Source organism: Pseudomonas ovata (assembly GCF_003131185.1).
GTDB classification, from domain to species: Bacteria; Pseudomonadota; Gammaproteobacteria; order Pseudomonadales; family Pseudomonadaceae; genus Aquipseudomonas; species Aquipseudomonas ovata.
In genome coordinates this window covers 361,065-374,533 of the sequence record NZ_QFFU01000002.1, presented here as the reverse complement: position 1 = coordinate 374,533, position 13,469 = coordinate 361,065, and the positions used below count along the sequence as shown (strand labels likewise).

General features: G+C 60.3%; 13 protein-coding genes. 10 read left to right on the top strand and 3 right to left on the bottom strand.

Features of this window, described 5'->3' with window-relative positions:
• Positions 1 to 17: 17 nt before the first annotated feature.
• Positions 18 to 407, top strand: a complete 390-nt coding sequence (locus tag DGA31_RS04885; protein WP_241509524.1) for a lysozyme inhibitor LprI family protein — start codon at positions 18 to 20, stop codon at positions 405 to 407.
• Between the two features lie 67 nt (positions 408 to 474).
• On the opposite strand, the gene DGA31_RS29520 is transcribed toward DGA31_RS04885, so the two are convergent.
• A complete protein-coding gene (locus DGA31_RS29520; RefSeq protein WP_152034993.1) occupies positions 475 to 735 on the bottom strand; it encodes a hypothetical protein in 261 nt (86 codons plus the stop codon).
• Here DGA31_RS29520 and DGA31_RS04880 point away from each other — a divergent pair.
• Genes DGA31_RS04880 through DGA31_RS04850 form a run of 7 tightly spaced genes read left to right on the top strand, consistent with a single transcriptional unit; the run spans position 692 to position 8,187 of the window.
• Positions 692 to 1,708: a 3-oxoacyl-[acyl-carrier-protein] synthase III C-terminal domain-containing protein gene (locus DGA31_RS04880; RefSeq protein WP_056839273.1), complete on the top strand. Its 1,017-nt coding sequence runs from the start codon at positions 692 to 694 to the stop codon at positions 1,706 to 1,708. The genes DGA31_RS29520 and DGA31_RS04880 overlap by 44 nt on opposite strands.
• A complete protein-coding gene (locus tag DGA31_RS04875) occupies positions 1,708 to 2,715 on the top strand; it encodes an NAD-dependent epimerase/dehydratase family protein (RefSeq protein ID WP_109511753.1) in 1,008 nt (335 codons plus the stop codon). Before DGA31_RS04880 ends, DGA31_RS04875 begins: the two co-directional genes overlap by 1 nt.
• Positions 2,712 to 3,566: an MBL fold metallo-hydrolase gene (locus DGA31_RS04870; RefSeq protein ID WP_109511752.1), complete on the top strand. Its 855-nt coding sequence runs from the start codon at positions 2,712 to 2,714 to the stop codon at positions 3,564 to 3,566. Before DGA31_RS04875 ends, DGA31_RS04870 begins: the two co-directional genes overlap by 4 nt.
• Complete coding sequence (locus DGA31_RS04865) at positions 3,556 to 4,914, top strand: F390 synthetase-related protein (protein ID WP_109511751.1); 1,359 nt, start codon at positions 3,556 to 3,558, stop codon at positions 4,912 to 4,914. Before DGA31_RS04870 ends, DGA31_RS04865 begins: the two co-directional genes overlap by 11 nt.
• Positions 4,902 to 6,053, top strand: a complete 1,152-nt coding sequence (locus DGA31_RS04860) for an ATP-grasp domain-containing protein (RefSeq protein ID WP_109511750.1) — start codon at positions 4,902 to 4,904, stop codon at positions 6,051 to 6,053. The genes DGA31_RS04865 and DGA31_RS04860 overlap by 13 nt, the downstream gene beginning before the upstream one ends.
• Positions 6,050 to 7,189 carry a hypothetical protein gene (locus DGA31_RS04855; RefSeq protein WP_109511749.1) on the top strand — a complete coding sequence of 380 codons (1,140 nt, stop codon included), beginning with the start codon at positions 6,050 to 6,052 and terminating at the stop codon, positions 7,187 to 7,189. Before DGA31_RS04860 ends, DGA31_RS04855 begins: the two co-directional genes overlap by 4 nt.
• Entirely contained in the window at positions 7,189 to 8,187 is a 999-nt protein-coding gene (locus tag DGA31_RS04850; RefSeq protein WP_109511748.1) for an aromatic ring-hydroxylating oxygenase subunit alpha, read from the top strand. The genes DGA31_RS04855 and DGA31_RS04850 overlap by 1 nt, the downstream gene beginning before the upstream one ends.
• A 52-nt stretch (positions 8,188 to 8,239) precedes the next feature.
• On the opposite strand, the gene DGA31_RS04845 is transcribed toward DGA31_RS04850, so the two are convergent.
• Together DGA31_RS04845 and DGA31_RS04840 are read right to left on the bottom strand one after the other, a co-directional pair.
• The gene (locus DGA31_RS04845) at positions 8,240 to 9,973 is read right to left on the bottom strand and encodes a DUF4344 domain-containing metallopeptidase (protein WP_161959144.1); all 1,734 of its coding nucleotides are present in this window, start codon (positions 9,971 to 9,973) and stop codon (positions 8,240 to 8,242) included.
• Between the two features lie 104 nt (positions 9,974 to 10,077).
• Complete coding sequence (locus DGA31_RS04840) at positions 10,078 to 10,488, bottom strand: hypothetical protein (RefSeq protein ID WP_109511746.1); 411 nt, start codon at positions 10,486 to 10,488, stop codon at positions 10,078 to 10,080.
• A 321-nt stretch (positions 10,489 to 10,809) separates the two neighbouring features.
• On the opposite strand from DGA31_RS04840, the gene DGA31_RS04835 reads away from it, so the two are divergent.
• Together DGA31_RS04835 and DGA31_RS04830 are read left to right on the top strand one after the other, a co-directional pair.
• Positions 10,810 to 11,970 carry a DUF6393 family protein gene (locus DGA31_RS04835; RefSeq protein ID WP_109511745.1) on the top strand — a complete coding sequence of 387 codons (1,161 nt, stop codon included), beginning with the start codon at positions 10,810 to 10,812 and terminating at the stop codon, positions 11,968 to 11,970.
• 112 nt (positions 11,971 to 12,082) lie between these two features.
• Positions 12,083 to 13,351, top strand: a complete 1,269-nt coding sequence (locus DGA31_RS04830; protein ID WP_109511850.1) for an OmpP1/FadL family transporter — start codon at positions 12,083 to 12,085, stop codon at positions 13,349 to 13,351.
• Positions 13,352 to 13,469: the final 118 nt, after the last annotated feature.

Below are 13,469 nucleotides of genomic sequence, written 5' to 3'. Positions count from 1 at the left end.
TGAAACGGATTCCAATCATGATGCGTTACCTGCCTGCGCTGTGTACGGCCCTCTTTTGCCTGTCCGCTTCAGCGAAAGATCAATACTCTGCGCAGTACGATGCCTGTGTCGCGCGGTCTGAGGGCATCACGTTCAACATGAATGAATGCGATAACAAGGAACTGGCGAAACAGAATGCGCGCCTGAATACGGCCTACAAGGCGGCCATGGCGGCGCTTTCGGACGAGCAGAAAACGCAACTGCGCGATGCGCAGCGACTGTGGATCAAGTACCGGGACGCCAATTGCTTTATGTACTATCACTTTTCAGGCGGCACCATGGACCAGATCAACGGTGCCGGCTGCGAGTTGAGCATGACGGTCAAACGCTCGGAAGAACTCAAATGGTTTGCCGAGATGAGTGAGTAGCACTTCCACCGTGACCTGGACGCCCGGTTGCCGCCGCACCAGGACCTGCGCCTGACGGCTATATCGATCAAGGGTAAGACAATGCTTTGGGCACCGGATACTGGCTACCGTCAAATGTCAGGGTGACGCTGGGCAGGGCAGGTTTGGCAGAAATTTTTTCGCAGGCTTGGCCTTTGGGGCGTTTTTGGGTGTCAATGATCTTCTGCTCCACCTTCAAGGCGGCAAAGCCATCATCACCGCCCGTATAAGTTTTACTAGAATGATCTTTTATAAACGGAATTTGAATGCACACTTCACCGCTGGCTCTGTCTCCAAGGCCTGTGGCCATTCTCGGCTCCGGGCATGCGCTGCCGGACACAATTGTCACCAGCGCCGCTCTCGATCATGAGTTGGGCCTGGCAGCGGGGAGCGTCGCGCAGATCAGTGGGGTCGTTCAGCGGCATGTCGCGTGCCGCACCGAAACCGCCGCCAGCCTGGGCGCGGCGGCGGCCCGACAGGCGCTAGGGGCCGCCAGTCTCGAGCTGGACCAGATCGACCTGATCGCTTGTGCCAGTGGCACCCTGGATCAAGGCATGCCGTGCAATGCCGCCTTGCTGCAACGGGAACTGGGCATGGGCCACTCCGGCATTCCGGCCATGGACATCAATGCCAGTTGCCTGGGCTTTATTGCTGCCCTCGACACCTTGTCCTGGCCCTTGGTTGCCGGTCGTTACCGGCGTGTTCTGCTGGTGTGCTCGGATATCGCGTCCTGTGGGCTCGATTGGCAGCAGGTGCCGGTCAGCGGCATTTTTGGCGACGGTGCGGCGGCTGTTGTGCTGGGTGTCAGCGAAGGCGGGGCGAAGATCATCGCCTCGAACCTGCAGACATTTTCCGAAGGTGCGCACTTATGCCAGATTCCGGCAGGTGGGTCGCGCTTTCACCCGCAGCGTATCGATATACCCTTCGAGCCCTTGACCCGATTCTCCATGCAGGGCAAAGGCGTGTTCCGTCTTGCCTCCAGGCACTTGCCGACGCTGACAAACGATCTGCTGGATCAGGCAGGCCTGACCCAGGATCAGATCGACTGGGTGATTCCTCACCAGGCCAGCCAGCAAGCGATGAAGCATGCGTCCAGGCGCCTGGGGTTTGCGCCAGAAAAAGTCATCGACATTTTTTCTCATCATGGTAATCAGGTTGCTGCTTCACTGCCGACAGCGCTGGACATTGCGATTCGTGATCAGCGCATTCAGCGCGGGCAGACATTGATGTTGATCGGGACCGGTGCAGGCCTTTCGATCGGCGGCATGATCCTGGAGTATTGATGAAAATCCTGGTGACCGGTGGCACCGGCTTCATTGGCCGGCATATCGTCTGGCGACTGGTTTGCCAAGGGCATGAAGTGCTGTTCAGCGGACGCAACGCTTCAGCCGCGGCCGATGTCGTCCGCCATAGCCAGGGCACGGTGCGCTGGCTTGCACTGGAGCATGGCTCGGCAGCGGCAGCCAGAACGCTGCTTGAGGCGACGCGGGGCTGCACGGCGGTTGTCCATTGCGCGGCATTGTCCTCGCCCTGGGGAACCACCGAGGCTTTTGCCCAGGCCAATCTGATGGCCACCGATGAGGTACTGAACGCCTGCCGCGTCAATCAGGTGAAGCGCCTTGTGCACCTCTCGACGCCCAGCCTCTACTTCGCCTTTCGTGATCGGCTCGATATCCACGAAAACGAACCGTTGCCTGTGCCTGTCAACGAGTACGCGCGCACCAAGGCGCTGGCTGAATTGAGTATTCAGGCGGCAGGTCTTGCCGAGGCGGTCATTTTACGCCCGCGTGCGGTGTTCGGTCCGTGGGACGGGACATTGTTGCCGCGCCTGTTGCGTGTCATGCAGCGTGGGCACATACCGCTGATGCGCGGCGGCCGGGCCCAACTGGACCTGACCTGTGTCGACAATCTGGTGCACGCGGTCGAACTCAGCCTGAGTCAACCGTTGCCACGCCCCCTGTGTATCTACAACGTGAGCAACGGCACGCCGCTGGCGTTCAAGGAGCTGCTGCAGCGCATCGCCGAACACTTTCAACTGACCTTGCGTACTCGACGCCTGCCATGGCGGTTGGTGGATGCCGTGGCGCTGGCGCTGGAAACCAGTGCCCGGCTGCGACACAGGGGTGAACCGCTACTGACCCGCTATGGCGCCGGGGTGCTTGCGTTCAGCCAGACCCTGAATCTGGACGCCATACGCAAAGAGCTGGGTTACCGCCCGGTGATCACGCAAGAGCAGGGCATTGGCCAACACGCGCAATGGTGGCTTGCACAACAGGGGATTAAACCGTGAGCCGCACCGTCAGCCTCAACGTATTGCGCGCCGGTTGGTGCCGGCATCTGGCCTGTATGGCCGATCGCAGCGCCCGCTGGGCGCCGACACAGTTTCCGTCACTGTGCGGGTTGATTCGCCATCCCGACGCCGGCTGGATCCTGTACGACACCGGTTACGCTGAACATTTTTTCAAGGCCACCCAGGCCCTGCCAGAGCGCTTGTATCGCGCAGCGGTGCCGGTGCAACTGCCCGTGCAGGAGCAACTGCTCGCCCAGCTGAAGACGTTGGGCATTCAGCCCGATGACATCCGCACAGTGATCATTTCGCATTTTCATGGTGACCATGTCGCCGGGTTGCGCGATTTCGACAAGGCGTCCTTCATTGCCCTGGATGCCGACCGCCAGCACATTGAAAGCCTGCGCGGCTCGCGTTGGCGGGCGACCCTGGGCGGTCATTTGCCAGGCTTGTTGCCGGACGATTTTGCCAGCCGCCTGACCCCCGCCGATCATTGCAGGCAAGTCGCCCTGCCTGAGTGGATGACCCCTTTCAGTCAGGGGCTCGACCTGCTGGGCGACGCCAGCCTGATCGGTGTGCCGCTCCCGGGGCACAGCCATGGCCAACTGGGCCTGTTCATCCCGGATGCGCAAGGGCGTCCGGCGTTTCTGGTCGCTGACGCTTGCTGGTCGGTGCCCGCTTGCCGCGCCGAGCGACTCCCGGCTGCGCCGGCGGTGTGGTTTGCCGGCCACGACGCCAGGCAGTACCGCCAGACCTACGCTAGCCTTGGCACATTGCTGCGCCGAGAACCGGCTGTTGCGGTGCTGCCGTCGCACTGCACATACGCCTGGGAGGCGTTCCGGGATGAGCAATGAAGGCTTGAGCGCAACACTGCGCAGTGTGCTGAGTTTTCTCGACAGTCGCTACCGGTTGCGATTTACCCGGCGCGAACACCTGCAAGCGTGGCAGGCGCGGCAATTGACGTATTTTCTGGAAACCGTGGTGCGCCAGTCTGCACGGTTCAAAGACCATAGGTTTACCCACCTGGCCGACTTTCCATTGATGGACAAGACCACAATGATGAATGACTTTGCGGCGTTCAACACCTGTGGCCTCGGGTTGGACCAGGTCCTGTCAGTCGCACGGCAGGCAGAACAGTCCCGCGACTTCAGCCCAACGCTGGGCACTATCACCGTTGGCCTTTCCAGTGGCACGTCCGGGCACCAGGGGGTGTTTCTGGTCAGCGCGCTTGAGCGCCAGCGTTGGGCCGGGATTCTGTTGGCGAGAACCTTGCCGGCCCGGTTTCTGCCAAGGCTGCTGTGTTTCTGGCAAGCACCGCTGCGCATCGCTTTTTTCTTGCGCGCCAACAGCCGCTTGTACACCACGCTGAGCAGCCGCCGAATCGATTTTGCCTTTCACGACCTGACGCTCGGGCTGGACGCAGCCTTCAAACGCCTGGAGGCCCAGAACCCTGATGTGCTGGTGGCCCCGGCAACGGTGTTGCGGGGCCTGGCTGAAGCCGTGCTGCACGGGCGCTTGCGCCTGCGCCCGAGCCATATCGTGTCGGTGGCCGAAGTGCTTGAAAGCACGGATACCGATGCAGTTCTCAAGGCCTTTGGGGTAATGCCACGGCAGATCTATCAAGCCAGCGAAGGTTTTCTCGGCTACACCTGCGAGCAGGGGACGTTGCATCTCAACGAAAGCCATCTGCACATCGAGCCGCAGTGGCTTGACGACCAGCACACCCGCTTTCACCCCATCATTACCGATTTCTCGCGGCGTACACAGATGATCGTGCGCTATCGCCTCAACGACGTGCTGCATGTCAGCGAGGTCCCTTGCGCCTGCGGGCGGGTCGAAAGGGCGATTGCCTTTATCGAGGGCCGTGCCGACGAGGTGCTCTGGCTGCCTGACCTGGAGGGGCGGCAGTTGCGCGCGCTGTACCCGGATGTCGTGCGCCGGACCCTGCTGATGCACGGCGCAGCGCTGCAGGAATATGAGATCCAGCAGACGAACCTGAACTGGCAGATCAACGTGCAGGCCAGCGCTGATCACGACGCACTGTGCCAGGCGATCGACGAAAGCCTGCGCCAGTTGTGTGCCCGGCAGGGCGTAAAGCCTGCGCACATGCGCTTTGGTCACTGGCAGGCACCGCCCGCGCACGTCAAACGCCGACGCCTGAAACTGCTGCAATTGCCTGAAGGGTTGCCATGCGTGTACTGATTCTGGGCGCCCGGGCGCCGGCGTGCCTGGAGTGGGCGAGGGCATTCAACGCTGCTGGCTGGACCGTCAGCGTCGGTGATTCGCTGGGGCAGCCGTTGAGCCGCTTCAGCCGCTCGGTGCACCATTTCGTCCGTTTGCCAGAGCCCAGACTCGATCCCGCAGGCTGGATCGAGGCGCTGGCCAGGGTCATTGAGGCACAACGCATCGACGTGTTGCTGCCAACGTGCGAAGAAGTCTTTTATCTGGCCCATGGGCTGGAGCGTCTGGCCCCTCTGTGTCGAGTGTTGACCTGTGATTTTGCGCTGCTGCACCGTTTGCATCACAAGGGGCAGTTCGCGGACCTGATCCAGGACTGGACGTTGTCGGCGCCCGAAACCCGCCTGCTGACGGATCGCCAAGGCGTGTTGGCGTTCGGTGCGCAGGCTGCGCAGTGGGTGTTCAAACCGGCCTATTCGCGTTTCGCCTCGCACACGCAGGTTCAGCCCGACGCGACGCAGTTGGCTAAGGTCCAGCCCAGTCTCGAGGCACCCTGGGTTGCACAGCGGTTCATTCAGGGCCGGGAGTATTGCAGCTTCAGCGTATTGATCAATGGCCAGTTGCGAACCCATGGCGTCTACCAGCCGCGCTATCGGGTGGGCCGGGGGTCGGGCATCTATTTTGCGCCTGCGACGCCAGAACCTGTGCGTCGCTTCATCGAGCAGTTCGGCCGTGAAACGGGCTATACCGGGCAGGTCGGCTTTGACTTTATCGAAGATCAGGCTGGCCGCTTCCATGTACTGGAGTGCAACCCGCGAGCCACCAGCGGCGTCCACCTGTTCGACAATCAGCGTCAGGCGCTGGTGAGCAGCCTTGGCGAAGCTTGCAGCCGCGTGCTTGAGCCGACGCAGGAGCCGCGGATGATCGCACTGGCGATGCTGTTACTGGCTGCGCCTTCACGCGTGTCGAGCCGCACGTTCTGGCGTGATTACCACCTGGCCCGCGACGTGATCGTCCAGCAAGGTGATGTGTTGCCGCTGGCGGCTCAATGGCTGAGCCTGGGGGAAATCCTCTGTCGCGCCGCCTCCCGGCGCTGCGGGGTGCTGGCGGCGTCCACCGCCGATATCGAGTGGAACGGCCAGGCCTTGGAGAGACCACAATGAAGCTGGTGTTTCAGGCGCAGCTCCTTCAGGAGCCGGTGACCGCCCACGACAGCCCCGCCCGACACTACGTACGCGGCTGGGCCGAGGCCGGACTGATCGCCAATGTGAGTACGCGGATGGCGCTGCTGGACACTGGCACGCAGCAGCTTGTGGTCAGCATCAATGACGGACACGACCCCGAAGACAACGGTTATGTGGTGTCGCCGCGTACCGCCTACAGTGGCTACGCCCGTGAGGAACTCAAACGCCTGGGCCGCCCGTGGCTGACCCGTCCCTTGAGCCTGCTGACCCAAGGCGTCGACGCCTTGCTGGGCGCGGCCAGGGTCGACAAGCTGGTCCAGGTCAATAACTGGTTGCTGTCGACCAACCTGTACCCCGCTGACTGGGATCTGGACGAACTGGCGCCGATCAGTGAGTTCTTGCAGCGCACCTTCCCCGATCACGCGCTGTGCTTTCGCTCGATCAATGCGTTCAGCAACCGTGAACTGAAACAGCGTCTGCAAGCGCTGGGCTTCCTGAGTATTCCCAGCCGGCAGGTGTATGTATTCGACGGCCGTAGCGGGGCGGATGCACCGTTCCTGCGGCATCACAACACCCGGCTCGACCGCACACTGTTGCGGCGCAGCCCCTATGAAGTGGTGTCGGGCTCCGCCCTGAGCGACAGCGATTTCGTGCGGGTAGAGCAGCTTTATAACCTGCTGTACCTGGACAAGTACTGCCGACTCAACCCGCACTACAGCGCCCGCTGGATGCAGCGCGGTCAACGTGAAGGCTGGCTGGAGCTGCGCGCGCTGCGCAACCCGCAGGGCCGTATCGATGGCGCATTGGGCTGGTTCGCCAATGACGCAACCCTCAGCGCGCCGATTGTGGGTTACGACACCGGGCTGCCACAGAAAACCGGCTTGTACCGGCAACTGACCTGCCTGTGCCTGCTGGAATCGGTCGAGCGCCGTACAGTATTGAATTTCAGCTCCGGTGCCGCGGGTTTCAAACGCTTGCGCGGCGGCCAGCCGCAGATCGAATACAGTCTGATCAGGGTCGCCCATCTGCCCTGGCGGCGGCGCTGGGTATGGCGATTGCTCAGCGCCCTGCTGCATGGAATAGGTGTACCGCTCATGAGGGCACTCAAACTGTGATGCAGCGTACGCAATGGTGGCCGGTAGCGCTTGGCCACGAACTGAAAAAAGCCCCACTGGCGTGTCAGGTTTACGACTTGCCACTGGTGCTGTTCCGCAGCGACGATGGGCGTGCGGCCGCCTTGCCGGATCGCTGCCCGCATCGCTTCGCGCCATTGAGCCAGGGCCGGGTTCGCGATGGACAGATCGAGTGTCCTTACCACGGTTGGCGATTTGCAGCCGACGGTCGCTGCACCCGGGTGCCCGGCACTGATCAGGCTCCCTCCAGCACAGCCTTGCTCGACAGTCTCGTCTGCTGCGAAGCCCATGGCCTGGTGTGGGTCTGCCTGAGTGACCCGGGTGCGCTTGCTACGCCGGTTGCCCCGGCCGGGCAAGGTCAGGCACTCGATACGTTCTGGATGACCGACCAGGTGCAGTGCTCATTACAGGATGCTGCGGAAAATTTCCTGGACGGATTTCATACCCATTTTGTTCATGCCGGATGGATCCGTCATGACCTGCAGCGCCAACGCATCACGGTCCGCGTTCGCCCGCTCAAGGACGGTATCGAAGCGATTTACAGCGAGGAGGGCAAACAGTCCGGGCTTATCTCGCGGATGTTCGAAGGGCAGCGGGGCAGGAGCATGGGGCGTTTTCGCCTGCCGGGGCTCGCAGAAATCGAGTACCGCGATGGCAACGATCACCTGAACCTGCTGGTCAGCGCCTGGATGACGCCCTGCGCAGCGGGGCAGTTGCGGGTCTTCGCACGCGTTGCGACAGCCAGGGGCAAAGTTCCGGCCGTGCTGAAACGTGCCGTATTGCGGCAGATGTTCAAGGTCATTCTGCGTCAGGATCGACAGATTCTGGAGCAGGTCAGCGCCAACAGACAACGCTTCCATTCACACCCGGTCGCGCCGCTGGATGGCCCTCAAGACTTGCTTGGGCCAGGCATCCGCCAGTTGCTTGAGCAGGGTCAGCCGCTGGCGTTTGAAGAGCGAACCTTCAATATCTCGCTCTGAAGGGCACCTGAAAGCACAGCAGCGGCCGGGCGGCAATCGGCTTCAGCCGTTCTCACTGCCGGCTCTGCGCATCCTGGCGATTGACTGTGTCGTTGGCGATTTTCTGATAACGCGGTGCAAAGTGTGGCAGCAGTAACCGCGCCCAGGACGAGACGATTTTGCTGGTTTCCTGAGGGCAGCGTGCAGCCCTGGACTTTGGAAGCAGCCCTCGATCGACAATCGAGGCGTACTCCTGCGGGTTACGGCCGTACACCATGCACAGCAAGTTGTAATAGCGCTGTTCGTTGAGTGAGTGCTCGTCCGAGAATGTATCGTGGGCGGCACTGCCGCTTTGCAGTGAGGCATTGGTCTTGAACCAGGTGGCAGTCATCGACAGGACCCGGGTGAGCTGCTCGGGGGGTTCATCACGGTTTACATGCATCAGGATCATGGTCGCCGCCATTTGATCGACCGCATCTTCTTCACGCCCCGTGGAGGGCAGGTTCAACAAGTCGATAAAGGCATGGCCGGTCTCATGCAGCAGAATAAAGCGCAGGTTGGACTTTACGTAATCGGTCGGGAAATCCGGGTCGTTGTTCACGTTCAGTTCATCGGCCTGGCGCAGCAGGTAGTTGACCATTTCGTAGCACAGGAAGACGGCAGAGTCTTTCGGGCTGTAGAACGCATTCACCATGCCGCACTCCATGCCCACATAATGCAGAGGGCGAGGCATCATGAACATGCCGTCCATGGCGTCAATTTCGACATTACCGACCAGCAGGTCGGCCCGGCGGGTGAAACGATAGGCTTCTTCGAGCCGGGCATCACGAGGCGCCTGGTACGTATAGGAGAACCGCGTGCCCTTGCCGTCCGAGACATCCGGTTTTTGCGCGCTCTGCGCGGGAGGTTGCTGCTGTGCCGGTTGTTGCTGTACAGGTTGCTGCTGCACAGGTTGTCTGCCGGGTGGTGGCGTATTCGCGCTGACCTGAGGCGGGTTGCCGCCGGGCTCGTTTTTAGAAGCCTGAGCCAGTGCAACCAGGTAGGAATAGTCAGGCTCTCTTGTCTGGCGAGGGGTGTCGAAGGGCTCGAAGCTGTTTGAAATCAACACGGAAATCGCCTGCATTTCTGCGTCCCGGCTGCCGCTCCAGATCAGGTCATAACCCCGCACTTCGCTGCCACGTTGTTCATAACGGCTGTAGTATTTACCGGTGCCGCGCTCACCGGCGAGGATGAACAGACCGCCTTTTCTGAACGAATAGGTCACGGTGGATTTACCGTTGCCGGTCAGGTCGGCGTACAGCGTGTCGATGGCATCGGGCTTGACGTTGTCGATACGCATGACCTGGATCGAAACACTTCTGTCTTCGGAATCTATATTGACGAAGCTCGGCTCCGGGTGGGTGGTCCTGGTGAGCAAGGCCGAGGGGTAGGCCAGCGTCAAGCCGGACTTGGGCTCGGTCATGGTCGTCCAGCCATACTTCTTGCGTGCAGTGAGCGCCAGCCCCCCCAGGTGCACCGCAAGGTCTGCATTGAGTACCCCGGTGCCAGGTTGCTTGTATTGCTGCTGAACCGTTGCAATGGCGTCCCGGGTGCCTTTGCCAAACTGGCCATCGATCCAGCCGTTGTAAACGCCGCCCCAGATCAGGCCTTCCTGGATCAGCTTTCGCTCATCGACATTGAGCGAGCCTTCAGTGTTGTCGGCATTCTGGGTGGCGTAGGGGTTAACGGGGGCTGCGGCACCCGCCAACGCGCCGGCAGGCTGCCCGGCAAAAGTCGCGACAGTCGCAATAAATGCCATGTGCAACATGCGGTTTTTCCAGCTCGTCGAGGAGCGGGTTGCTACGGTCCCTATCGTCAATGGAATAGCTCCTGAAATGCGCTCGCCAGCCTGTAAGTTTGTCATCGTCCTGCTTAGTTGTCAGGGAGTGCTTCGTAGCCCTCGAGTGCATAGCCACTGACACTCGTCCCGCTCAGGTGGGCGCCATCACACCTGTAACTTCGTCGCTCGTAGCTGTAGGACGTCCGTATCTGCTTTATATCGGGCAGAGCACGCCGGAACTGCCAGCCTTCCTCTACGTCGTAAGCCAGGCGCTTGTCATCGAGGGCGACCACACCCTCGGAGTAAATCAATGTCTGCCTCGATCCGCCGTCATCGGGTAACGGCTGCGGGTCGGCTTTTTTCTGGTCGGTTTGCCAGGTTGCTTCAAGAAATGCACGGCAAGCGTGAGCGCTGGGCAACGTGCGCGCTTCGAGGGCACTCGGTGGCAATTGCCCACTGGCCTGGACGCAGGCTGGCAGGGCCAGCAGTAAAAGCCAGGCCATGAAGCCTGTTGCAGCCTCATGAGGTGTTGCTGTCCTGACGAATCCAGTCACCATGCTCCGTGGTTGTCCTTGAGGATTGGCGGTGTCTGACGTCGGTAGTGACGTCATGCTCCAGGCAGGCATTGCCGGGAGTGGTTATCAGCAATTTACGGGGAAACGGTGAAATGCCAATAGCACATCCGTACTATAGATATCCCGATCATTATTCGTCACCCTGGATTAATGAGTAAAACTCAATGCATCGGGAAGAGGGTGGCCTGTAAACCTGATCGACAGTGTTTCGATAAGCATCAGGTTCAAGACCCTAAAGGATCCGATTGAATGAAGTCACCTGCGGTTGCAATCTTTTTGCTGGCTTTCATGTCTCAGCCTGCCTTGGCGCGACCCATGGATTGTGCAAGGGCATCCGCTGCAATAGAACATTTGATATGCGCCGATTCCCGGCTGGTCACTGCTGACGCGGCCATGGCAAGCGCTTATGCATCGATCCTCAGGCGCACCGATGATCCTGAGATTCGCAGCGTGCTGCTCGCCAGCCAGCGTCGCTGGATGGCTGCGAGAGACCAGAACTTCGAGGCACTGCGTGACGGCATTGATCCCCGGACAGGTGAGCCCTATACCCCGCAGGCGCGCAGTCATATCGTACTGAAGGCTATTGAGGCGCGTACCCGGCAACTGGGTCGGATTGCCGATCAGGCATCGGCCAGACCTGAGCTGATTCAGCGGGCGATTGACCAACGTGCGTTTGATGCAGGGTTCACAGGCGGCCGCTTCGCCGGAAGCAGTGTGGCCTGTGAGTTTGTACCGCAAGCGGATGCCTATGCCTACGGTTGTTTCGGGACGCGCTTTCATCAGAATAACAACCGGATCTGCAGCGTCTCCCAAGACTGGGCCAGCGGGGACTTGTATCAGACCCGCGCTGTCGCAGAGGTCGTTGACGGCAAGCCGAAGCTGATTGCGACGTGCCGTCCCGGTATCCAGGATTGCGCTGAGGGCAGTCCTGGCTGGAGTACCCGGTCCGGTGATCCGGATGCAGACACGCAACGTCTCTATGACCAGGTCGATAAAACACCCTTGGCCAGGCTGGACGTCGAACTTGACGACCCGCAAGAGTTCGATGATCCGTGGTTGACGCAATGCCTGACAGCGCCCGGTTTTCCATGGGGCCTGTCGGTTGACCTGAACGCCATGTTCGATGAGGTTTATGCTTCGAAAAAACCGGTCGGATTCGAGCAGGTTGATGTCAGCAGCGTGATCACCCGGTATTTTCCGTTGAATACCCGCAAGGCCGCGCTTACCCAGGCATTCACGCCGTCCAGGACGTGGACGATTGTCGAGGACCTGCCCGACAGGCTTGTGGTTCGGGACAATCGGGGGCGGGCGATAGTGGACCCTGATGCCAGTTCCGTTGTAATGACTTTCGCGTTCAATAAAGACAGCCTGCTTAGCCAGGTGCACGCTGTTCGTGTAAAAAGCCAGTAGTTGTATGAAGGGGCTCGCCTCGGCTTTGCGCCGGTTCATGCAGGAAGAGAAGGCATCATTGAGGGTCTTCCCCGGCACTTTTCAATAACGGGTTCTGAAGAAATAAATGACCATGCTCAAGACATCCCTTGGCCTCGCCGTTGCATTGGCATCGACTCACGCTCTTGCTGGGGGTTTTGCCCGCACCGAACAAAGCATCAGCTCCATGGGCAGTGGTCAGGCAGGGCGTGCATCGGCCGCCAACGACGCCGGCACTGTATACGGGAATCCGGCAGGCATGGCGCGCCTGGACGGCACGCAGATCAGCGCCGGCGCCACGTTCATCGACGCCTCCACTGATATCAGCCATGCCAGCGGTCGTTCCACTGGCAGCAATGACGGCGACATGGTGCCGTTCAGCACAGTGCCCTTTGGCTTCTATACGCACACGCTCGATGAGCATTGGTCCTTTGGCCTGGGGGTCTATGCACCGTTTGGTCTGTTGACTGACTACGAAAACGGCTTTCAGGGGCGCATGTTTGCCAGCAAGAGTGACATCAAGGTCATCACGCTTCAGCCCACCGTCAGTTACGCCTTCAATGACAGGTTGTCGATCGGCTTCGGGCCTACCTTCAATCGGATTGCGGGCACGCTTGAGTCAGATGTCACGCTGAATCCGGCCATTGCCGACACCCATGTCAAGGTCAAGGGTGACGATACGGCTGTAGGATTCAATCTGGGGGTGCTGTTCAACGCCACCGATAGCACCCGGATCGGGCTGACTTATCACTCTCAGGTGGATTACAAACTGGACTGCCATACCCAGGTGGCGACGGGCGCGGGCACACCTGCGCCGTTGCTCATGAGCAACCGCTATGACTGCACGCTGAAAGTGAGCACGCCGGAGTCATACGATTTTTCGGTTACCCAGGACGTAACCGATACCTGGAAGCTCTTCGCGAGTGCGACCTGGACCGGGTGGAGCAGCATGCAGGACCTGAGTCTGCGCAATCAACCCATCTCGGCAGCGCAAGGAGGATCGTTGGCTTCGGCTTTGACGGGCTCCATTCAGGAAGGGCTGAACTGGCATGACACCTGGGCTTATGCCATCGGCACGGCGTATCAGTTGACCCCGCAATGGATCGTGCGCGCCGGTTTGACACTCGATCAATCGCCGACCCGCAACACCGATCGCTCACCCCGTACGCCGACGGGTGACCGGCAGCTGTTCAGCCTGGGAGTTGGTTACAACGCGACGCCGCAATTAACCATTGATCTGGCTTACACCTACCTCAAGGAGGAGCGTATTGACGTCAGTCGCTCAAATGCACTGGCCAGTTACCGTGCAACTTATCAAAGCGACGCTGACATTGTGGGGGTCGGGGCCACTTACCGGTTCTGAGACAGACCGATTGGCCGCCCAAGGGCTGTCCGAATAAACCGGTAGTACAGATGTGCTATTGCCTGAAAACGGTGGTGAATCCTAATCTTCAAGCACCCGCCGTCTATCTTCTATTATC

What these genes read in the sequence shown, in the direction of transcription:
- DGA31_RS04885 (WP_241509524.1), top strand. Translation starts at nt 18, where the DNA reads ATGATGCGTTACCTGCCTGCGCTGTGTACGGCCCTCTTTTGCCTGTCC.
- DGA31_RS04880 (WP_056839273.1), top strand. Translation starts at nt 692, where the DNA reads ATGCACACTTCACCGCTGGCTCTGTCTCCAAGGCCTGTGGCCATTCTC.
- DGA31_RS29520 (WP_152034993.1), bottom strand. Translation starts at nt 735, where the DNA reads ATGGCCACAGGCCTTGGAGACAGAGCCAGCGGTGAAGTGTGCATTCAA.
- DGA31_RS04875 (WP_109511753.1), top strand. Translation starts at nt 1,708, where the DNA reads ATGAAAATCCTGGTGACCGGTGGCACCGGCTTCATTGGCCGGCATATC.
- DGA31_RS04865 (WP_109511751.1), top strand. Translation starts at nt 3,556, where the DNA reads ATGAGCAATGAAGGCTTGAGCGCAACACTGCGCAGTGTGCTGAGTTTT.
- DGA31_RS04860 (WP_109511750.1), top strand. Translation starts at nt 4,902, where the DNA reads ATGCGTGTACTGATTCTGGGCGCCCGGGCGCCGGCGTGCCTGGAGTGG.
- DGA31_RS04855 (WP_109511749.1), top strand. Translation starts at nt 6,050, where the DNA reads ATGAAGCTGGTGTTTCAGGCGCAGCTCCTTCAGGAGCCGGTGACCGCC.
- DGA31_RS04850 (WP_109511748.1), top strand. Translation starts at nt 7,189, where the DNA reads ATGCAGCGTACGCAATGGTGGCCGGTAGCGCTTGGCCACGAACTGAAA.
- DGA31_RS04845 (WP_161959144.1), bottom strand. Translation starts at nt 9,973, where the DNA reads ATGTTGCACATGGCATTTATTGCGACTGTCGCGACTTTTGCCGGGCAG.
- DGA31_RS04840 (WP_109511746.1), bottom strand. Translation starts at nt 10,488, where the DNA reads ATGGCCTGGCTTTTACTGCTGGCCCTGCCAGCCTGCGTCCAGGCCAGT.
- DGA31_RS04835 (WP_109511745.1), top strand. Translation starts at nt 10,810, where the DNA reads ATGAAGTCACCTGCGGTTGCAATCTTTTTGCTGGCTTTCATGTCTCAG.
- DGA31_RS04830 (WP_109511850.1), top strand. Translation starts at nt 12,083, where the DNA reads ATGCTCAAGACATCCCTTGGCCTCGCCGTTGCATTGGCATCGACTCAC.